At 69.6% G+C, this 18,806-nt stretch carries 15 protein-coding genes, 1 tRNA gene and 1 other RNA gene; 7 read left to right on the forward strand and 10 right to left on the reverse strand.

Annotated elements, in window-relative coordinates; translation table 11 throughout:
- Positions 1-13: 13 nt before the first annotated feature.
- The 6 genes from AB4Z18_RS15880 to AB4Z18_RS15905 form a co-directional block, all read right to left on the reverse strand.
- Positions 14-1,132 (reverse strand): DUF917 domain-containing protein, encoded by a 1,119-nt coding sequence (locus AB4Z18_RS15880; protein WP_441783707.1) that lies wholly within the window; start codon positions 1,130-1,132, stop codon positions 14-16.
- Entirely contained in the window at positions 1,129-2,223 is a 1,095-nt protein-coding gene (locus tag AB4Z18_RS15885; RefSeq protein WP_441783708.1) for a DUF917 domain-containing protein, read from the reverse strand. Before AB4Z18_RS15885 ends, AB4Z18_RS15880 begins: the two co-directional genes overlap by 4 nt.
- A complete protein-coding gene (locus tag AB4Z18_RS15890) occupies positions 2,220-3,773 on the reverse strand; it encodes a hydantoinase/oxoprolinase N-terminal domain-containing protein (protein WP_441783709.1) in 1,554 nt (517 codons plus the stop codon). Before AB4Z18_RS15890 ends, AB4Z18_RS15885 begins: the two co-directional genes overlap by 4 nt.
- 41 nt (positions 3,774-3,814) lie before the next feature.
- On the reverse strand, positions 3,815-5,209 hold the full coding sequence (locus AB4Z18_RS15895) for a purine-cytosine permease family protein (protein WP_441783710.1): 1,395 nt from the start codon (positions 5,207-5,209) through the stop codon (positions 3,815-3,817).
- A gap of 121 nt (positions 5,210-5,330) precedes the next feature.
- Positions 5,331-6,566, reverse strand: a complete 1,236-nt coding sequence (locus tag AB4Z18_RS15900; RefSeq protein ID WP_441783711.1) for a glycoside hydrolase family 27 protein — start codon at positions 6,564-6,566, stop codon at positions 5,331-5,333.
- Complete coding sequence (locus AB4Z18_RS15905) at positions 6,563-7,744, reverse strand: flavin-containing monooxygenase (RefSeq protein WP_441783712.1); 1,182 nt, start codon at positions 7,742-7,744, stop codon at positions 6,563-6,565. Before AB4Z18_RS15905 ends, AB4Z18_RS15900 begins: the two co-directional genes overlap by 4 nt.
- A 126-nt stretch (positions 7,745-7,870) precedes the next feature.
- Here AB4Z18_RS15905 and AB4Z18_RS15910 point away from each other — a divergent pair, with 126 nt between their 5' ends.
- Entirely contained in the window at positions 7,871-8,980 is a 1,110-nt protein-coding gene (locus AB4Z18_RS15910) for a GNAT family N-acetyltransferase (protein ID WP_441783713.1), read from the forward strand.
- Between the two features lie 109 nt (positions 8,981-9,089).
- On the forward strand, positions 9,090-10,214 hold the full coding sequence (locus AB4Z18_RS15915) for an L-dopachrome tautomerase-related protein (RefSeq protein WP_441783714.1): 1,125 nt from the start codon (positions 9,090-9,092) through the stop codon (positions 10,212-10,214).
- A gap of 15 nt (positions 10,215-10,229) precedes the next feature.
- On the opposite strand, the gene AB4Z18_RS15920 is transcribed toward AB4Z18_RS15915, so the two are convergent.
- From AB4Z18_RS15920 to AB4Z18_RS15935, 4 genes are all read right to left on the reverse strand, one after another.
- Positions 10,230-11,219 (reverse strand): NAD-dependent epimerase/dehydratase family protein, encoded by a 990-nt coding sequence (locus AB4Z18_RS15920; protein ID WP_441783715.1) that lies wholly within the window; start codon positions 11,217-11,219, stop codon positions 10,230-10,232.
- Entirely contained in the window at positions 11,216-11,656 is a 441-nt protein-coding gene (locus AB4Z18_RS15925; RefSeq protein WP_441783716.1) for a MerR family transcriptional regulator, read from the reverse strand. The genes AB4Z18_RS15920 and AB4Z18_RS15925 overlap by 4 nt, the downstream gene beginning before the upstream one ends.
- A 33-nt stretch (positions 11,657-11,689) precedes the next feature.
- On the reverse strand, positions 11,690-12,193 hold the full coding sequence (locus AB4Z18_RS15930) for a hypothetical protein (protein WP_441783717.1): 504 nt from the start codon (positions 12,191-12,193) through the stop codon (positions 11,690-11,692).
- A gap of 106 nt (positions 12,194-12,299) precedes the next feature.
- A tRNA-Ser gene (locus AB4Z18_RS15935) sits at positions 12,300-12,387 on the reverse strand.
- Between the two features lie 104 nt (positions 12,388-12,491).
- On the opposite strand from AB4Z18_RS15935, the gene ffs reads away from it, so the two are divergent.
- From ffs to AB4Z18_RS15960, 5 genes are all read left to right on the forward strand, one after another.
- An RNA gene (ffs, locus tag AB4Z18_RS15940) (signal recognition particle sRNA small type) lies at positions 12,492-12,588 on the forward strand.
- 113 nt (positions 12,589-12,701) lie between these two features.
- Positions 12,702-14,060, forward strand: coding sequence for a DUF1254 domain-containing protein (locus tag AB4Z18_RS15945; protein ID WP_441783718.1), 1,359 nt, complete (start codon positions 12,702-12,704; stop codon positions 14,058-14,060).
- A gap of 1 nt (position 14,061) precedes the next feature.
- Positions 14,062-16,197, forward strand: a complete 2,136-nt coding sequence (gene pta, locus AB4Z18_RS15950; protein WP_441783719.1) for a phosphate acetyltransferase — start codon at positions 14,062-14,064, stop codon at positions 16,195-16,197.
- Positions 16,194-17,429 (forward strand): acetate/propionate family kinase, encoded by a 1,236-nt coding sequence (locus tag AB4Z18_RS15955; protein WP_441783720.1) that lies wholly within the window; start codon positions 16,194-16,196, stop codon positions 17,427-17,429. Before pta ends, AB4Z18_RS15955 begins: the two co-directional genes overlap by 4 nt.
- A gap of 49 nt (positions 17,430-17,478) precedes the next feature.
- The gene (locus AB4Z18_RS15960) at positions 17,479-18,795 is read left to right on the forward strand and encodes an acyl-CoA thioesterase/BAAT N-terminal domain-containing protein (RefSeq protein ID WP_441783721.1); all 1,317 of its coding nucleotides are present in this window, start codon (positions 17,479-17,481) and stop codon (positions 18,793-18,795) included.
- Positions 18,796-18,806 lie beyond the last annotated feature (11 nt).

Genomic DNA, 18,806 nt, shown 5'->3' on the forward strand with positions numbered 1-18,806 from the left:
CGGGGCGACAGCGTCAGACCAGCGCCTGAGACGTCTCGACCGGGATGAACTCCTCGCTCAGCCCGAAGGCGCGCGGACCGAAGGCGGCGAGTGCCGCGGGCGTCCGCATCATCTCCGGCGTCGAGATGCCGAGAACGCGGACACGCTGTCCATAGCGCAGACCCTCCGTGGTGATCGGTTCCCCCGACTCGATGTCGGTGACGCAGATCAGATCCGGCACGATCGCGACGAGCCGGCCGTCGCGGTGGGCGGTGAGGTTCTCGTTCTGGAAGCGGATCTCGAGCGCGGCGCCCGAGCCCGAGCCATCCAGTGAAGAAATCGTGGCGCGTCCTTTGGCGAAGCCCTCCGTGGTGCGGCGCTCCACGTCCGTGACCTTCCCGGCGAAGAGCTCCCGGACCTCCGGGTACAGGGTGGTCGAGAGGGTCCGCGCGATCGCCTCGAACGGGGAGCGGTGCTCCTCCCGCGCCTCCCGGATAGCCCGGCCGAGGGCGAGCGCCATCGAGAGGGTGCGCGGCACAGCGGTGCGCTTCACATCGGCGCCGCTCATCGCGTACTCCGCGATGTGCCCGACGCCGCCGAGCCGGATGGTGACGCCGCGCGCCAGCCACTCCATCTGCCGGTCGTCGTCGCCGGTGTCGATCACGACGGTCTCTCCGCGCTCTCCCGCCAAGGCCAGCGGCGACCCGTGAACCCCGTAGACGGCGAAGGTCTCCATCGAGAGCTCGGGGAATGCGCGGCCCATGCCGTCCGCATCCACGACCGGAAGTCCGGTCTCCGCCGCGACGATCAGGGGGATCATCGAGTTGATTCCGCCGCACTCGATCGGCATGGTGGCGTCCGCGCGCCGGCCGAGATGCGCCTCCAGGGTCCGCAAGGCCAATGTCGGCTCGGTGCCTGCCGGGATCTTCTCGATCATCACGGTCGGCGCGCCCATCTGGGCCGTCGGGATGACGAACATGTCGTCGGCGAGGTCGTCCGGGTCGAGGATGCTGATGCCCTGCAGGCCCCGATCCTGCAGGACGCGGGCGACGAGCATCTGCCCGATATACGGGTCGCCGCCTCCGCCCGTCCCGAGAAGGGTCGCCCCGCGGGCGAGGTCGGGGAGGTCGGCCGCCGTCAGCGTCCAGCTCACGCGTCCACCCCCTCGAGGATGCGCTCCGGCGTGCCGTCGAAGCGGTGAGACGGCAGATCGTACCCGAAGTAGCCGGGACCCACCATGGCGAGGGCCTCGGCACTGTGCCAGCGCGGATCGCTGGGGGCGGCGATCACTCGCACCCGCTGCCCGTAGCGCAGGCCTTCGGTGGTGATCGGCTCTCCGCTCTCCGCGTCGAGCACGATGATGAGGTCGGGCGTGGTGACGAACACCTCGTCGCCCGATCGTGCGATCAGGTGCTCGTTCTGGAAGGCGAGGTCGAGCGTCGCCTCAGTCCCTTCGATGGCGGCGCGACCGCGGGCGAACCCGGCGGTGGTGCCGCGCTCCACATCCACAACCTTGCCCGAGAAGAATTCCCGGCCGCCGAGCAGTTCGACGGTTTCGGAGACCGGGTCCGTCTTGGCCGCACGCGCCGCCGTGATCCCGGACCCGATGGACAGGCAGTGCTGCAGAGAACCGGGCACCAGGGCCTCGCGGGCGACGGCGCCGCTCATCGGGAAGCCCGAGATCATGATGGAGCAGCCCATCTCGACGCACGCTACGCGGGCGATGCGCTCGGTCCAGTGGTTGTCCACGGTGTTCAGCACGCCGACGTTGCCCTTCTCGTCGCCGAATGCGAGCGGGGACGCGGTGACGCCGTACAGGGTCGGAAGCACCATCTGCAGTTCGGGGAACGCACGGCCCATGCCGTCCGCGTCGATCAGCGGCAGTCCGAGCGCGGCGGCCGCGGCGACCGGGATGGTCGAGTTGACCCCACCGATCTCGGCGCACGCCACATGCGTCACCGGCCGGCCGAGGTAGGTGCCGAGCGCGTGGACGGGCGCGATCACCTCGTCCAGGCTGGGCAGCTTCTCGACCATGACGGTCGGAGCGCCCATCATCGCCACGGTGAGCACCAGCGCGTCGTCGGGCACCTCGTCGAGGGAGACGACCGTCACGGGTCCGTGCTCGGCGAGTGCCTGCTTGGCGAGCAGCGATCCGATGTAAGGGTCGCCGCCGCCTCCGGTGCCCAGCACCGCGGCTCCGCGCGCCAGCTCGCCGATCAGCTCGGGGGTCAGCGTCCAGCTCATACCCGCACCTCCATCGCCAGGTCGCCGACCGCCTTGACCCGGATGCGGGTCGCGTTGCCGGGCAGGTAGGGGATGGGCACCTCGTCGAAGTCGACGATCGCGACCGACGTGGGGGAGGCGCCGGCCGCGATCGCCTTGTCCACCGCTTCCGCCCGAACGGCGGCGATGGCCTCTTCGCGGCGGCCGGGCTCGATGGCGTAGACCTTGTCGATCTCGCCCCCGACCTGTGCGATGGATGCGCCGATCGCGTTGGCGACGGCATAGTTCTCGGGCCGGTGAACGGCGCCGAAGATCGGCAACTCATCCGGCAGCAGGATGGATCCGCCGCCCACCGCGACGACGGGGATGGGGTCAGGGGAGGTGCGCATCCGGTCTACGGCCTCCGCCACGCGCTCGGCGATGCGGTCCAGGACGCGCTGCACGAACGCGGGGTCGAGATGGGCGACCCGGGCGGGGTCGCCCACCACGGCTCGGCCCGCTGCCACCGCGATATCGGTCGCCGTGAGCGTGGAGCCGCCGAACACCAGGGCCTCGCTGGTCAGCCGGTACCCCACCGACTCCGGCCCGACCTCCGCCGTCTCGGTGTTCACGATGGAGCCTCCACCGATGCCGATCGAGAGCACGTCCGGCATCCGGAAGTTGGTGCGGACGCCGGCCACCTTGACCTCGTTGGCCGTCTCGCGGGGGAAGCCGTTCACCAGGAGGCCGATGTCGGCCGTCGTGCCGCCGATGTCGACGACCGCGCAGGTCTCCAGTCCGCTGGTGAGTGCGGCTCCGCGCATCGAGTTGGTCGGTCCGGACGCGAAGGTGGCGACCGGATAGAGGCGCACGTAGTCCTCATCCATCAGCGTTCCGTCGTTCTGGCTGAGGAAGATAGGCGCGTCGATCCCTTGCGCGCGCACTGCGGAGGTGAGGCCGTCGACGATCTCGGAGGCCAGCTCGCGCAGTGCCGCGTTGATGATGGTCGCGTTCTCGCGCTCGAGCAGGCCGATGCGCCCGATCTCGTGCGACAGCGAGATGGCCACACCGTCGCCCAGCTCGTCGGCGAGGATGGCCGCTGCCTGCGTCTCCACGTCGTGGTTCACCGGCGAGAAGACGGAGGAGATCGCAACCGAGCGCACGCCGTTCGCCGCCATGTCCGCCGCGATGCCCTTGAGCTCCGCGACGTCGATGGGCGAGATCGGGCGGCCGTCGAACTCGTAGCCACCGTGCGCCAGGTAGCCTCGTCCGCCGATCGCGGCGATCAGCGACTCCGGCCAGTCCACCAGCGGGGGAAGGGCCCTGGTCGCCGGCAGGCCGAGACGGAGTGCCGCCGTGGGCGCCAGCCGCTTGGCCTCGACGAGCGCGTTGATGAAGTGCGTCGTGCCGATCATCACCGCGTGGATCTCATCGCCCCGGAAGTCCTGCGCCTCCCGCAGCGCCTCGATCGCGCTCACGATGCCACTGGTGACATCCGGGCTGGTCGAGTTCTTCACCCCGGCCAGGGTGGTGCGGCCGTCCATGAGGACCGCGTCGGTGTTGGTGCCGCCGACGTCGATGCCGATATGCATTCTGTGTCGCTTTCTGTGGTGGTGCTGTTCGAGGGGTGGTGTCAGTTGGAGGCGAGGGCCCCGGGTCCGGTGGGTCCGTCGGCCGCGGGTGCCGTCGAGCCGCTCTCGGCGATGGTCGCATCGGCCGGCGGCTGGATGGTGGTCGCCCGGCCGACGCCCCGGACCCAGCCGAGCTTGCCGGCGGCCGTGTACAGCACGACCGAGAGCAGCAGCGACCAGATCGCAGGGATGCCCCAGGTTACGAAGTAGCCCACGACCGACGAGACCAGCCACACCGCGAGGGTCACGGGCACGATGCGCGGCGCGTGCTCGGGCAGGCGCCCGCTGGCTCGGGTGGAGTCGAGGTCGCCCCGCCACCGGCGGACGAAGAAGTACTCCGCGACCATGATGCCGGCGATGGGCGGGAAGGCGACGCCGAGGATCGTGAGGAAGCCGGTGAACTGGGCGAGGATGCCCGCTGCCGCCAGCACGGAGCCGACGATGCCCAGCACGATCGTCGTGGTCACGCGGTGCAGGTTCTTCGAGAACGCCGTGGAGATGAAGTTCACGAGCCCGAGCGTCGAGGAGTACAGGTTCCAGTCGTTGATCTTGAGCGTGCCCGTGATGACGATGATCAGGCCGACGAAGCCGATCGACGACGTCACGATCGCGACGATGTCGCCGCTGGCAGCCGCGTGGGCGAGCAGCACCCCGGCCAGGCCGATGACGAATTCGCCGAGCGTCACGCCGAGCACGGTCTGCTTCACGACATCCGCCCGGCTGCGGTTGAACCGGGTCATGTCGGCGGTGATGATCGCGCCGACGATGAGGCCGCCGGCCACGATCCCCGTTCCCTGCCAGACCGACATCGTCGGGCCGGGGGCGGGCGAGGTGATCAGTTCGCCGAGCGAGTGCTTGCTCAGCTCGCTGATGATCGACCACCCGACGAGGATGAGGAAGAGCGGGACGGTGATGTTGGCGAGCCACTGCATCCCGACGAATCCATACGCGACGATGGCGGTGACGGCCAGGCCGAAGAGGAGGCTCCACAGCCACGTCGGCATCACGCCCGGCATGAGGACGTTCAGCGACTGGGCCGAGATCGCGGACTGGATGCCGAACCAGCCGATGAGGCTGATCCCGATCGCCAGGCCGACGAGGGAGGCGCCGATCTCGCCGAAGCCGGTCCAGCGGGCGAGGAGAGCAGTGTTCAGCCCCTCTTTCTGCCCGATGACGCCGACGATGCACATGAGCACCTCGAGGATGATCGAGCCGAGGAGGAGGGCGAGTGCCGCCTCCCCGAACGTCATGCTGTAGCCCAGGGTCGCCCCGAGCAGGAACTGCGAGAGAGCCGAGACCTGGCCGAAGCGCTGCACCGCGATCCCGAACCACGGCTTGCGCGCGTCGGGGGTCACACGGGAGAGGGCGAAGTCGTCGGCATGAGCTGTGCGTGCCATTGGGAGTCCTTCTGACGGGTGGGAAAGGGGACGGTTGCGAAAACCGTAATCACCCCCGTATGTCCTTGGAATGTGCAATGCGCACGAGATTGCGGGCGTGCTGTGCGGTCCGCACAGCGCTTCAGTGTCGAGACGCGCCCGAGAGTCGGTACATGGCGGTGTCGTGCGGCATCACCGTCGTGGTCAGGGGCCCGGTCGTCCAGGAGCGGCTCTCTCCCGTCCAGATGTCGAGGACCCGCGTTGGGACATTCGGCAGGCCGAGTTCTCCCTGGACCAGGGACACTGCCTGCACGGATGCGGACTCGTTCGTGATCGAGAGCGCCACATCCCCGTCGGCCAGCGGCTTCACGATCACCGAGTGCGAGCGGCCCTGCTCCACGACGTGCCCCTGGCTGCCGAGAGGGTCCTGATCCACCGCGATGGCGGCACGGTTGGCGACCAGCCGAAGGGTGGCAGGGTCCATGTGTCCGAGGTCGTTGCCGAGGAGGAGCGGCGCCGCCATCATGCACCACAGGCTGAAATGGGTGCGGTATTCCGGCTCCGTCATCCCGCCGTTGCCCACTTCGAGCATGTCCGGGTCGTTCCAGTGGCCGGGGCCGGCGAAGCGGGCCAGAGCCAGGTTGGTTCGGGCGATCGAGATCATCGACGCCCAGTCGTCCTTGATGTCTCGGGTGGTGCGCCAGAGGTCGGCGGTGCCGGCCCTCCACGAGGACACGGGCACTTCGGGAACGGTGTGGATGCTGAAGACGATGGCGCGTCCGGTGTCGTCGAGCGCTCCCCGCATCAGTGTGAAAGCGTGCTGAGCGTGCACGCCGTCGTGGTCGGCTTTGCACCAGTCGTACTTGAGGTAGTCCACCTTCCAGCGCGCGAACGTTCGAGCGTCGGTCTGCTCTTGGCCCAGACTGCCCAGCCGGCCCGGATAGTCGTTGTACAGATTCCCGCAGGTGTAGCGGCCCGGAGTGGCGTAGAGGCCGAATTTCAGGCCGAGCCCATGAACGTACGCGCTCAGCGCGGCGATCCCGTGGGGGAACCGCAGCGGGTCCGCGGTGAGCTCACCGGTGCTGGTCCGGTGGGATGCTTGCCAGCAGTCGTCGAGATTCACGTACCGATAGCCCGCCGCCAGGAGACCGTCATCCACGAGAGCGCGTGCCGCGGACATCACGTCGTCTTCGGTGACGGAGCATCCGAAATGGTTCCAGCTGTTCCAGCCCATCGGGGGAGTGGCGGCCGCTCGGGCGCCGGCACTCCCGGTCGACGCGGGTGCCGCCTCCGACCAGGCGCACGCCTGCACCAGGCTCGCGGTGATCACCGCGATGATCGCGAGCGAGATCGACCGCTTCAGCCGGAGAAGTGTCACGGCCCTAGCTTCGCCCCTTGCCTCGTGGACGCGCGCGAAATCACGATCGCGATCTTCCTGGCGTCGATTCCGAGCTGGCGAAGGTTGCCGGTCAGGGGATTCGAGTACCCGAGGAAGAAGAGGCCGGGATGCGCGGGCAGTTGCTCCTCCGCGTTGACCAGCGGACGACCGTTGGGGGCGAGGACGCCGAGCTCGCCGACCAGCGGCTCGAGGCCGCGGCGGAACCCGGTCGCGAGCACGACCGCGTCGGGGCGCAGCTCGGTGCCGTCGGCGAGCACGACGGCATCCGGGGTGAACCTCGAGACCGCCGCCACCACCGTGACACGACGGGCCTTGAGGGCGCGCAGCAGACCGACGTCGAGGGTCGGCGTGACATCGTCGCGGGCCTGCTGGGTGGCGATCCCGCGCGGTGGCTTCGGGATGCCGTACGCGCGCAGGTCGCCGACGGCCACGCGTTGCAGCGCGCCGGCGAGCGCGTCCTGCACCTTCAGGGGTAATGGCGCCATCGACAGGATGAGGGCCTGGCTGGGGATGCCGACCACCGCGCGGCGCACGATGTTCGGAGGTGTGCGCACCGCCAATGAGACAGTGGCACCCGCCTCAGCGAGGTCGGCAGCGATCTCCGCTCCGCTGTTGCCGGGTCCGACGACGAGCACGTCGCGGGCGCCGAGGGACTCGGGATTCCGGTATGCGCTCGAATGCAGGACCGTGCCCGTGTACGCGCCGAGCCCGGGCCAGCCGGAGGTCTTGGGGCTGTGGTTGTAGCCCGTCGCGACGACGACGGTGTCCGCCGCAATGACGCCGTGCTCGCCGCCTCGACTCCAGGGGACCCGCCAGTCGCCCTCGGCGCGCTCGACGGACGTAGCCGTAACTCCCAACCGGACGTCGAGGTCGTGCACGGCGGCGTACTGGTCGAGGTAGAGAAGCACGTCGTCGCGCGCGACCCAGCGACCGTAGCGGCGGGGGATACGGAAGCCGGGCAGCCCGGAGAGGCCGCGCGACGTGTGCAGGTGGAGACGGTCGTAGTGGCCGGCCCAGCTCGCGCCGACCCGGTCGGCTTTGTCGATGACGACAGCCTCGACGCCCGCACGCCTCAACTCAGCGGCGGCGGCCAGGCCGCCGGGGCCGGCCCCGATGACCACCGTGCGAATCCGAGAAGGGAGGGCGTCGTCGCTCACGGAAGCAACCTTGCCTGCTCCGAGCGCGCTGTGGAAGACTGCCCCCGTGATCCGCTAGCAGCGATTGTCCGTCCTCCCTACGCCGTAGGTGAGGTGATCGATCCTGCGTACGCGAAGGACTTCTGTATGTCTACGTCACATCACATCAGCACTCATCCGACTTTCACGATCTCCGAAGTGGTCGTGCCCGACCGGCTCGATTCCCCTGACGCCGCGGATTTCATCGGACTGGCCGAGGTCAGATCCGTGATCGAAGCCGAACTGCGAGGCTCGGATCAGGGGGACTCGATCGACCACAGCTCGGCCGCGGCGGAACTTCTGCCGAATTGGAAGGACGAGACCCATCCGATGTGGGGGCTCGTCGCCAAGGTCGGCGGACGTGTCGTCGGGCGAGGCAATCTGGCGTTGCCGGTGGGCGCGCGCGAATGCTGGGGAGCGGTCGGAGTGCTCCCCGAGTTCCGCGGCCGCGGCATCGGCCCGGCGCTCTACGAACAGCTCGAGCGGCAGGCGCTGCACCTTGGGCGCACGATCATCCAGACGCAGATCGATTTCCCCGCGGGAGTGGGAGGCGCAAGCGTCGCGGCTCCCACCGGTTTCGGGACCGTACCGCTCGCTCTGGCCTCAACGCGGTTCCTCCAGCGGTACGGTTTCTCGCTCGAGCAGGTGGGACGCCTGAGCAGGATCCCTCTGCCACTGGATCCAGGACGGCTGTCGTCCCTTCTCGCCACAGCGACTGCCGCGGCTCAGGGATATCGGACGGAGAGCTGGCAGGGCCGTACGCCCGATGCACGCCTGGACGACCTCGCCCTCATGCGCACCCGGATGAGCACCGACACACCCAACGCCGGCATCGTGCAGACCGAGGACGTGTGGACTGCGGACCGCGTGCGATCGGTCGACGACCTCTGGGAAGAAAGTCCCCGCACCGTGCTCACGACCATTGCGATCCACGAGGCCACGGGGTTGCCGGCCGGATACACGGACCTGGATGTGCCGCCCAACCTCGAGCGCCCGGTGGACCAGCTGGACACCCTGGTTCTCGCCGACCACCGGGGCCATCGACTCGGGATGCTGTTGAAGCTCACCAACCTGCTCGAACTCGCTGCCCGGTTCCCGGGGGCTCGCAGCGTCGAGACGATGAATGCCGAGGACAACCGCCCGATGCTCGACGTGAACGAGGAGGTCGGCTTCCGTCCCGTCAGCTACAGCGCGAGCTGGCGCAAAGACCTCGCCTGACGCGTCCACTGTCCCGATCCGGCGATACGTCGCCGGATCGGCCGGCACCCCTTGACGCGCCGTGGCGGGCCGCGTCGGGTGGGTGCGACAGCGAACGAAGGAGGAATCCATGACCGATCCGCACGACACCAACCCCGCAGTGGCCGCGTATCCCGTCGACACGCCCACCGGTGTGCTCGAGCTCGTCCACAGCTTCGACGATGGCCCCATGCCGACCGGCGTGAGCGTCTCGCACACGGGCCGCATCTTCGTGAACTTCCCCAAGTGGGGCGACGAGGTGCCGGCGACGGTGGTGGAGCTGAAGGGCGGGCATCCGGTCCCCTTCCCCAGCGAGGAGATCAACCAGCCGCGGGGAGATGACGATCCCGAACGGCTGGTGTCGGTGCAGAGCATCGTCGTCGACCCCGCCGATCGGCTCTGGATCCTCGACACCGGCAGTCCGCTGATGCAGCCGGTGAAGCGGGGAGGCCCGAAGCTCGTCTGCGTCGACCTACAGACCGACACCGTGGCGAAGGCCATCGTGTTCGAACCCGATGTCGCCCTGCCCACCACGTACGTCAACGACGTGAGGTTCGACCTGCGGCACGGTGTCGCCTACATCACGGACTCGTCGGACCAGGGTCCGAACGGCATCATCGTGGTCGACCTGGAGAGCGGGGAGGCGTGGCGCAGGCTGCACGACCATCCCTCCACCAAGGCACTCACCCCGCCCGAGCTGACACCGGTGGTGGAGGGGCGGGTCTTCGCCGAGCGGCCGGCCGATTGCCCGCCGAAGCCGGTGACCATGGGCTCCGACGGCATCGCGATCTCCGCCGACGGGGAGCGGCTCTGGTACTGCCCGCTGCTGTCGCGACGCTGGTACAGCGTGCCGACCGAGGCGCTGCGGGACCGCGACCTCCCCGACTCCCGGGTCTCCGAGCTCGTGCGCGACGAAGGCGACAAGGGAGGGGCCGCCGACGGCCTGGAGACGGACGACCAGGGGCGGTTCTATTCCACCAACTGGGAGCACAACGCGGTACTACGGCGCCTCCCCGACGGCACCATGGAGACGCTCGTGCACGACCCGCGGTTGCTCTGGCCCGACACGATGTCGGTGGCGACCGACGGGTATCTATACGTGACGGCCAATCAGCTGCAGCGGCAGGCCAAGTATCAGGGCGGCGAAGACCTGCGGGAGTATCCGTACTCCCTGTTCCGGGTGAAGATCGACGCCGGGCCGGTTCTGCTCCGCTAACCGGTCTGAGGCTGCCTACCGGAGGGAGCGGTCCGCCAGCAGCCCGAGGTCGCGCAGGCTCTCGGCGGTCTGGACGATCGTTTCGACGGCGGGGCGCGGGCGGAGGCCCAGCTCTCTTTTCGCGCGCTCGTTGTGGATGACGAGTGGCGCCGGCTCGTCTCCGGGCAGCTCCTCGGTGGGGGCATCGGCAGCAAGGTCGCCGAGCTGCGCTCGCAGCACGTTGGCCACATCGAGGAAGGTCATCGTCGGACCGTCGGCGAGTACCAGGTAGCGGTTGCCTGCGGCGGCCGGGGTGTGCATGGCGGCAAGGTGGGCCGCCGAGACGTCCCGCACATCCGCTATGCCGAAGCGCTGCCTGGGGACGGCCGTCATCGTGCCGTCGAGCATCCCGGTGAACAGGGCGAGGGACGAGCGCGCGGAGGCGGTCAGGGTCGGGCCGGCGATCCACGTCGGATTGAGGGCGACCAGCTCTAGGCCTGCGCCCTCCCGCTCGATGAAGTCCCACGCGGCGCGCTCGGCGACCGCCTTCGAGAGCGGGTAGGCAGGGAGGCCGGGGATGGAGGGGTCGGTCCAGTCGCTCTCGTCGTAGTCGCGGACGGGCTTGGGCGAATATCCGACGGCGGCGAAAGATGACGTGAGCACGACGCGTCGCGCTCCGGCATCCCGTGCGGCGCGGAGTACTCGGAGGGCGCCGTCGCGAGCGGGGACGACGACCTCGTGCGGCTCCGTGGTCTGGATCATCGGCGAGGCGGTGTGGTGCACCTCCGCGATGCCCGCGAGTGCGTCGTCCCAGCCGTCGTCATCGGTGAGGGATGCGGCGACGAACGACAGACCGGCGTCGTCGACGCCCGCCCGGCGGACGGCCTCGCGGACCTCGTCCGCGCGGTCGGGCGAGCGGACGGTGGTGCGGACGGCGGCGCCGGACGCGAGCAGATCGGCGAGAAGACGCGTGGCGAGGTAGCCGGTCCCGCCGGTCACGAGGATGGTCGGGTTGGTTGTGGTCATCGGAACGTCTCCTCGAGTCGGGGAAGGATGGATTCGAGCTCGGCGTGCGCCTGAGCCTCGGCGGCGGTGTCCGCCTGGTCGCGCGCATCCCAGAGGGCGGCTTTCACCCGTAGGTATTCGAGGTGCACACGGAGCGTGGCGATCTGCTCCTCGACGCGTTCGGCGTGACGCAGCAGGATGTCGCGTTGTTCACCGGCCGCTTCGCGCCCGCGCCGACGGTTCGCCTGATATGTGCGCATATCCTCGATCCCGACGCCCATGGCGCGCAGGCAGGCGAGCACCTGGGCGGCGTCGAGGTCGCCCTCGGCGTACCGCCGGTGGCCGCTGCGGTCGTCGCGGGCGATGGGGCCGAGCAGTCCGACGTCCTCGTAGTAGCGCAGCGTCGGCTCGCTCAGCCCGCTCTGTCGGGAGACGTCCTGGATGGTCAACGTGGTCATGTCCCCATCAGAACAGACTTCAAGCGCTTGAAGTCAAGCGGTCAGGAATGCCAGCTCGACAACCCATCTCGTCTTCCGCTTCTCCGTGCGAGGGTCCGTCAGATAGATCTCGCATCGAGAAGCGAACGCTTCGCCGTGAGCGTCTGGTCGTGTATCCAGAACGAGTCCCTGTTCCTGCACCCAGCGATGCAGCAAGCGGTTCGCTGCCATCGACTTAGCCCGATATGCCAGCACGGCGTAGTCTCCGGCGGGAAGTGCCCCCGGCCGAACCCTCGCGTCGAGGGAAGTGGCCGCACCGACGACTCCGACCTCGATGTCCATGAGATCGGACATGTCCACAACGTGGAGGCGCAGAAAGAAGGGCCCGTCCGGTTCAACGTCGTGGTCTGCCAGCCACTCGATCAGTTCGGCAAGCAATCGGTCTCGGTTGGAGAGCATCGTACGAAACGGTACGGTCTCGCGGATGCCAAGAGTGGGAACTTCAGGACGCCGCTCCAGCTGCGGCCCGCTCACGATATCGAGTTCGCCTTCTCGCATCCCCGCATCCTCTCAGCCACGGCGGCACGGCACCAGATCAGGCGAGAGACGCGGTCCCCGGTACGCGGGCAACGTCCCGCGATGCGAAATATCGGGCGAGGAAAAATGGCGGAGAATGGGGGATTCGAACCCCCGAGGGCTTGCACCCAACACGCTTTCCAAGCGTGCGCCATAGGCCACTAGGCGAATTCTCCTTGGGCTCGCCTTCCGCTGTCGCGGCCGGCGGCTCACAGTATCCTACTTGATCCTCGGGGGGCCCGAGCGCACGCACCTCTCGGCCGCACCCGCTACACTGGTTTCCGGCTCCCCACGTGGCGCCATCCAGGCCAACTCCCCCAGGGCGGAAACGCAGCAAGGGTAACCGGGCTCTGGCGGGTGCGTGGGGAGTCTTCTCATGTCCAGCCGCGCGTCATCCGCACCGCGTATATTGTGGCCAGCAACGCCGGGTCTTCTACGTCTTGTAGAATGATTCCAGCCTTCCCTGGATCACGGATGGACGGGTGTCGCAGTGTCCGAGCAACTGACCGAACTGGCGACTGAGGCGTACGTCGTCGGGTTTCCCCTGGTGTTCGACCTGGAGCAGGTGGTGCGCTTCGCTGAGGACGGGGTCGGTGCGATCCCTCCGACGCCGTTCAACGCCTTCGGGCACGCGCGGGAGCTCTCTGGCCCGGATGACGAGTTCGTGTCGATCAACAATGACACCGTCTATTCGATCGCTCAGGTCGACCTCGGTGCCGGACCGGTGCGGCTGAGCGTGCCCGAGGCGGGCGACCGTTATTACGTGCTGCAGTTCGTCGACGCCTGGAGCAACAACTTCGCGTACCTCGGGACTCGCGCGACCGGGGGAGCGGCGGGCGAGTTCCTGCTGCTCCCGCCGGACGCCGAGAGCGAGGGCGAGGGCGACACCGGCACGGACGTCGACGTGGATGCGACGGTGCGCACCATCCGCTTCCCGACCCGCGTCGCCACCATCGTGGGCCGCTGGGCCGTTGACGGCGCCGACGATCTTCCCGCCGTGCGGGCACTGCAGGATGCGCTCACCCTGACGCCGCTGAGTACGGACGCAGCGACGCCCGAGGGAGTCCCCGCTGTCGGCCCCAGTGAGGGCGAGGCGCTCGACTTCTTCGAGAAGCTGCGCGTCTGGTCGCAGGCGTTTCCGCCGGCGGAGCGCGACCGGGCGGCGCTCGAGTCGTACGCTCCGCTCGGCCTCGTCAGCCCCTACACGATCGGCGAGCAGCCGGAGGGTGTCCGCGAGGCGCTCGTCGCCGGCTACACGCTCGGCAAGGAGGCGCTCGAATCCGCGCTCCGCACCTCCGGCGCGCTGGTCGACCACTGGCTGGTGAACCTCCACGTGTTCGACTACAACCTCGACTTCTTCGAACTCGGCGCGATCGACGCCCCCGAGTGGAAGCTGAGCGACCGGCGCACCCGGTACGCCCAGCGCGCCGCCGCCGCGCTCGGCGGGCTGTGGGGCAACCACGCGTACGAGGCCGCCTACTTCATGACCTACGAGGATGCGGACGGCGAGCCGTTGAACGGTGAGCACACCTACCGGCTGCGGCTGAGCCCGACGCCGCCGGTGAAGGCGTTCTGGTCGCTGACCATGTACGACCTTCCGCACTACTACCTGGTCCGGAACCCCATCGACCGCTACTCGGTGGGTGACCGGACCCGCGGGCTCGTGTACGACGACGACGGAGGACTGACCATCACGATGAGCGCCACCCGACCTGACGACGAGAAGGCGGCGGCCAACTGGCTTCCTGCGCCCGCCGGCGGTTTCCGCCCCATCCTGAGGCTGTACCTCCCGGGCGATGACGTGCTCGACGGGCAGTACGCGATCCCGGCGATCGAGCGGATCGCCTGACGTGGCCCGCTCCATCTACATCACCTCCGCCGAGGGACACACGGGCAAGTCGACGATCGCGCTCGGCGTGCTCGAGTCGCTCCGGCACTCGGTCGGCCGTGTCGGCGTTTTCCGTCCGATCGCGCGGTCGACGGACGAGCGCGACTACGTGCTCGAGCTGCTGCTGCAGCGGAACACCGCGGACATCACCTACGAGGAGGCCCTGGGCGTCACGTACGAGGATGTCCACGCGGATGCCGACGTCGCCCTCGGCGAGATCGTGCGGCGGTTCCGGGCAGTGGAGGCGCGCTGCGACACGGTCGTGATCCTCGGCTCCGACTACACGGACGTGGGCAGCCCCACCGAGCTCGGCTACAACGCCCGCATCGCCGCAAACCTGGGAGCGCCGGTGCTGCTGGTGCTGGGCGGACGGATCGGCCAGGGCTTCGGCGAACGGCTCGGCCAGGCGGACCCGCGCTCGGCCGAGGAGCTGCGTCAACTCGCCGAGATCGCCGTCGCCGAGCTGCGGGCTGAGCACGCGAGCCTGCTCGCGGTCGTCGCCAATCGGTCGGACGGCGGGATGCTGGAGGAGATCGTCACGGCCGTCGGCTCGGTCGTCGGTGCCGCCGCCGTCGCTGCGGGGAGCTCCGACCGGCCGCCGGTGTGGGCGATCCCGGAGGACCCGTTCCTGGTCGCCCCGAGCATCCGCTCGATCATGGAGGAGACCGGAGCGACCCTGCTGGCGGGCGAGGAGGCGCTGCTGGCACGGGAGGCGCTCGGCGTCGTCGTCGCCGGAATGTCGATGAACAACGTGCTGCCCCGGCTGGTGGACGGCGCGGTGGTCGTCGTCCCCGGCGACCGCACCGAGGTGCTGCTCGCGGTGTTGATGGCGAACGCGTCGGGAACGTTCCCGTCGATCGCCGGCATCGTCCTCAACGGCGGGTTCGACCTCCCGGAGCCGATCGAGCGCCTGCTCGCGGGCCTCCGCTCGCCGCTGCCGATCGTGCGGACCGGCCTCGACACCTACGAGACCGTGGTCAGGATCACGCACGCGAGGGGCCGGCTCGCCGCCGACTCCCAGCGCAAGTACGACACCGCCCTCGCGCTGTTCGAGCGGCACGTCGACGCGGCCGCGCTGCTCGCGCGCCTCAATGTGTCTCGCCACGACGTGGTCACCCCGCTGATGTTCGAGTACGACCTGATCGAGCGGGCTCGCGCCGCGAAGAAGCACATCGTGCTCCCGGAGGGCGAGGACGACCGCATCCTGCGCGCCGCGCACACGCTGCTGGCGCGTGGGGTGGCCCGACTGACCATCCTCGGCGAGCCGTTCGAGGTGCGGTCGCGGGCGATCGAGCTGGGGCTCGACCTGTCGGGCGCGGAGGTGGTCAGCCCGTTCGACGACGTGCTGCGGCTGCGGTTCGCGACCGAGTACGCACGCCTGCGCGCCCACAAGGGCATCACGGTCGACCAGGCGTCGGACACGGTCACCGACGCGTCCTACTTCGGCACGATGATGGTCCACCTGGGACTCGCCGACGGGATGGTGTCGGGCGCCGCCCACACGACGGCTCACACCATCCGGCCCGCCTTCGAGATCATCAAGACGACACCCGGGGTCTCCGTTGTGTCGAGCGTGTTCCTGATGGCACTCGCCGACCGCGTGCTCGTCTACGGGGATTGCGCCGTCATCCCGGACCCCACGTCGGAGCAGCTCGCCGACATCGCGATCTCGTCGGCGAAGACGGCCGACCAGTTCGGGATCGAGCCCCGCGTCGCCATGCTGTCGTACTCGACGGGCGACTCGGGCGCAGGCGCCGATGTGGAGAAGGTGCGCACCGCGACCGAGCTCGTGCGGGAGCGCGCGCCGGAGCTCGCGGTGGCCGGGCCCATCCAGTACGACGCGGCGGCGGATGCGGCGGTCGGCGCGGCCAAGATGCCCGGGTCGGAGGTGGCCGGGCGCGCCACCGTGTTCATCTTCCCGGACCTCAACACCGGCAACAACACGTATAAAGCGGTGCAGCGGAGCGCCGGCGCCGTCGCGATCGGCCCGGTCCTGCAAGGGTTGCGCAAGCCGATCAACGACCTGTCCCGCGGTGCGACGGTGGACGACATCGTCAACACCGTGGCCATCACGGCGATCCAGGCGGCGCTGTCATGAGCGCCGTCCTGGTCGTCAACAGCGGATCGTCGTCGTTCAAGTACCAGCTGATCGACAGCGACACCGAGGAGTCGCTCGCGTCGGGCCTGGTGGAGCGGATCGGCGAGGCCAGCGGTCGCACCGAGCACCGAGGACCGAACGGCACGACCGAGCGCACGCTCGAGATCCCGGACCACACCGCCGGATTCCGGGCGATGCTCGACGCGTTCGCCGCCGAGGGGCCGAGCCTCGACGAGAACCCGCTTGATGCCGTGGGCCACCGGGTGGTGCACGGCGGCAAGCGCTTCTTCGAGCCGACCATCATCACCCCGCTCGTCGAGATCAACATCGAGGACCTCTCCGACCTGGCACCGCTGCACAACCCGGCGAACCTGGAGGGCATCCGCGCGGCGAAGCGGGCGTTCCCGGACGTCCCGCACGTCGCCGTCTTCGACACGGCGTTCCACCAGACGCTGTCGCCGGCCGCCTACACGTACGCGATCGACGCCGGTCTGGCAGAGCGGCACCGGGTCCGCCGGTACGGCTTCCACGGCACGTCGCACAAGTACGTGTCCGAGACGGCTGCCGCCTTCCTCGGCCGTCCGCTCGGCGAGCTGCGCCAGATCGTCCTGCACCTGGGCAACGGAGCGTCGGCGTGCGCGATCGACGGCGGCCGGTCCGTCGACACCTCGATGGGCATGACGCCGCTGGAAGGCCTCGTGATGGGCACCCGCTCGGGCGACCTCGACCCGGCGGTGCTCATCCACCTCGCCCGGCGGGCGCACCTCTCCACCGACGATCTCGACGAGCTGCTGAACCGGCGGAGCGGCCTGCTCGGTCTTTCGGGCCGCGGTGACATGCGCGACGTGCGCAAGGCGGCCGACAGCGGCGACGAGTCGGCCAGGCTGGCGCTGGATGTGACGGTCCACCGCCTCAAGCACTACATCGGCGCGTACACGGCTGCGCTCGGCGGCCTCGATGTGCTGACTTTCACCGCGGGCGTGGGCGAGAACAGCGTGCCCTTGCGTGCCGAGGTCCTGACCGGACTGGAGGTGTTCGGCATCCGGCTCGACCCCGAGCGGAACGCCGGCTCGTCGCGCGAGGCGCGCGTCATCTCCACCGACGACTCCGCCGTGACGGTGCTGGTGGTGCCGACGAACGAGGAGCTAGAGATCTCCCGACAGTCGTTGCAGGCCGTCCGGGGCGACACTGGAAGCAGCGGGACGGGAACCACGGCGACCAGCGGAGGCTGACGGGAGCGGAGCCATGCGGCGATGGCGCGGCACAGGCGAACGGCACGGGATGCCGCGACCGCCCGCCCGTGCGCCCTTCGCCCGACTCATGGCGGCTGTCAGCGCATCCCTGCTTCTTGCGACCGCCGTTCTTACGGGGTGCAGTTCCGTCGGGCAGGGCGCCGGACCCCACTTCGAGACGCCGCCGCTGGTCCGCTACTCGGCCGTGCTCTGGCCGGTGCCGCTGGAGCTGGTCGGCGCCGAGCCGGGCGCGCGTCTCCGGCTGACCTCGGAACTGACCACCTCCCGAGGGTCGTGGACGTCGGCCGCCACCTACACCGTTCCCGCGTCCGGAACGCTCGACCTGGCGAGCGCCCGGCCGCAGTTCGCCCCTTTCACCGAGCCCGATTCGGCCGGACTGTTCTGGTCCCTGCGCGGACCACGACTCCCCGATCCGGCGGCGGCACGCCAGTGGATGCGGGAGACGACCCATGTGACGGTGCGAGCTTCGCAGGGCGACCGGGTGGTCGCCTCCCGGCGGTTCGAGCTGTCGGGGCTCGCCGCATCCCTGGCCGTCCGCACGATCTACACCCGCGACCTGCGACCGGCGATCGACCCGCGGCTGCCCCGGCAGACGCACGAGGACGTCCCCCTCGGCACGTTCTACAGCGCGGCCAGCCTGGAGAGGCCCCGGGTGCCGGCCGTGCTGATGTTCGACGACCCGACGCCGGGGGCGTCGGCCGACTACACCGCGCCGCTCATCGCCGCGTTCGGTGCGTCCGTGCTGCGCGTTCCAGTGCCTGCGGCGGCGGACGGCATCCGCTCGACCGGCATCATCTCGGACACCACCGTGCAGGCGGTGTTCGACTGGCTCCAGGCGCGTCCGGACATCGAGCACGACCGCGTCTTCGTCTACGGCACCGGGGTGGCCGAGCAGCTCGCCGTCTGGGCGGCCACCCGCTTCCCGTCGCTGGTCCACGGGCTGTTCGTCGCCGGGGGCAGCCCCGCGCTGCTCTGCCTCCCCGCCGCACGCATCGCGCCGGCCTTCGAAGACTCGACCGGGCTGCCCTGCCTGGCGGACGCCGGAACCGTCGTCCCGTCCTCCATCCCGCCGGTCGACGGCGTCTCCGGTCCGGTCGTCCTCGCCTGCGGGGTCCGGGATGACGTGCTGACGAACGCCTGCGCCTGGCAGCGCGCGCTCGCCGCGACGCGGGGCCCTCGGATCGGCGACGTGACGATCTATGCGGAGGGCGCCACGCATCCCGTGTCGGTGCCTCCCGGGCTGCCGCTCGCCCTTCCTGCCGCCGGTGGGCAGCCGACCGAGAAGGCCCGCATCGCCTTCTGGAACGCGGTCGGCCGGGCCATCCTGCGGGCGGTGCTCGAATGACCCGGCCGTCG

This window comes from Leifsonia sp. 2TAF2, assembly GCF_052115085.1.
Taxonomy (GTDB): Bacteria; Actinomycetota; Actinomycetes; order Actinomycetales; family Microbacteriaceae; genus Leifsonia.

Coding starts and splice junctions, on each gene's coding strand:
- AB4Z18_RS15885 (WP_441783708.1), bottom strand. CDS start 2,223: ATGAGCTGGACGCTGACCCCCGAGCTGATCGGCGAGCTGGCGCGCGGA.
- AB4Z18_RS15890 (WP_441783709.1), bottom strand. CDS start 3,773: ATGCATATCGGCATCGACGTCGGCGGCACCAACACCGACGCGGTCCTC.
- AB4Z18_RS15895 (WP_441783710.1), bottom strand. CDS start 5,209: ATGGCACGCACAGCTCATGCCGACGACTTCGCCCTCTCCCGTGTGACC.
- AB4Z18_RS15910 (WP_441783713.1), top strand. CDS start 7,871: ATGTCTACGTCACATCACATCAGCACTCATCCGACTTTCACGATCTCC.
- AB4Z18_RS15915 (WP_441783714.1), top strand. CDS start 9,090: ATGACCGATCCGCACGACACCAACCCCGCAGTGGCCGCGTATCCCGTC.
- AB4Z18_RS15920 (WP_441783715.1), bottom strand. CDS start 11,219: ATGACCACAACCAACCCGACCATCCTCGTGACCGGCGGGACCGGCTAC.
- AB4Z18_RS15925 (WP_441783716.1), bottom strand. CDS start 11,656: ATGACCACGTTGACCATCCAGGACGTCTCCCGACAGAGCGGGCTGAGC.
- AB4Z18_RS15930 (WP_441783717.1), bottom strand. CDS start 12,193: ATGCGAGAAGGCGAACTCGATATCGTGAGCGGGCCGCAGCTGGAGCGG.
- AB4Z18_RS15955 (WP_441783720.1), top strand. CDS start 16,194: ATGAGCGCCGTCCTGGTCGTCAACAGCGGATCGTCGTCGTTCAAGTAC.
- AB4Z18_RS15960 (WP_441783721.1), top strand. CDS start 17,479: ATGCCGCGACCGCCCGCCCGTGCGCCCTTCGCCCGACTCATGGCGGCT.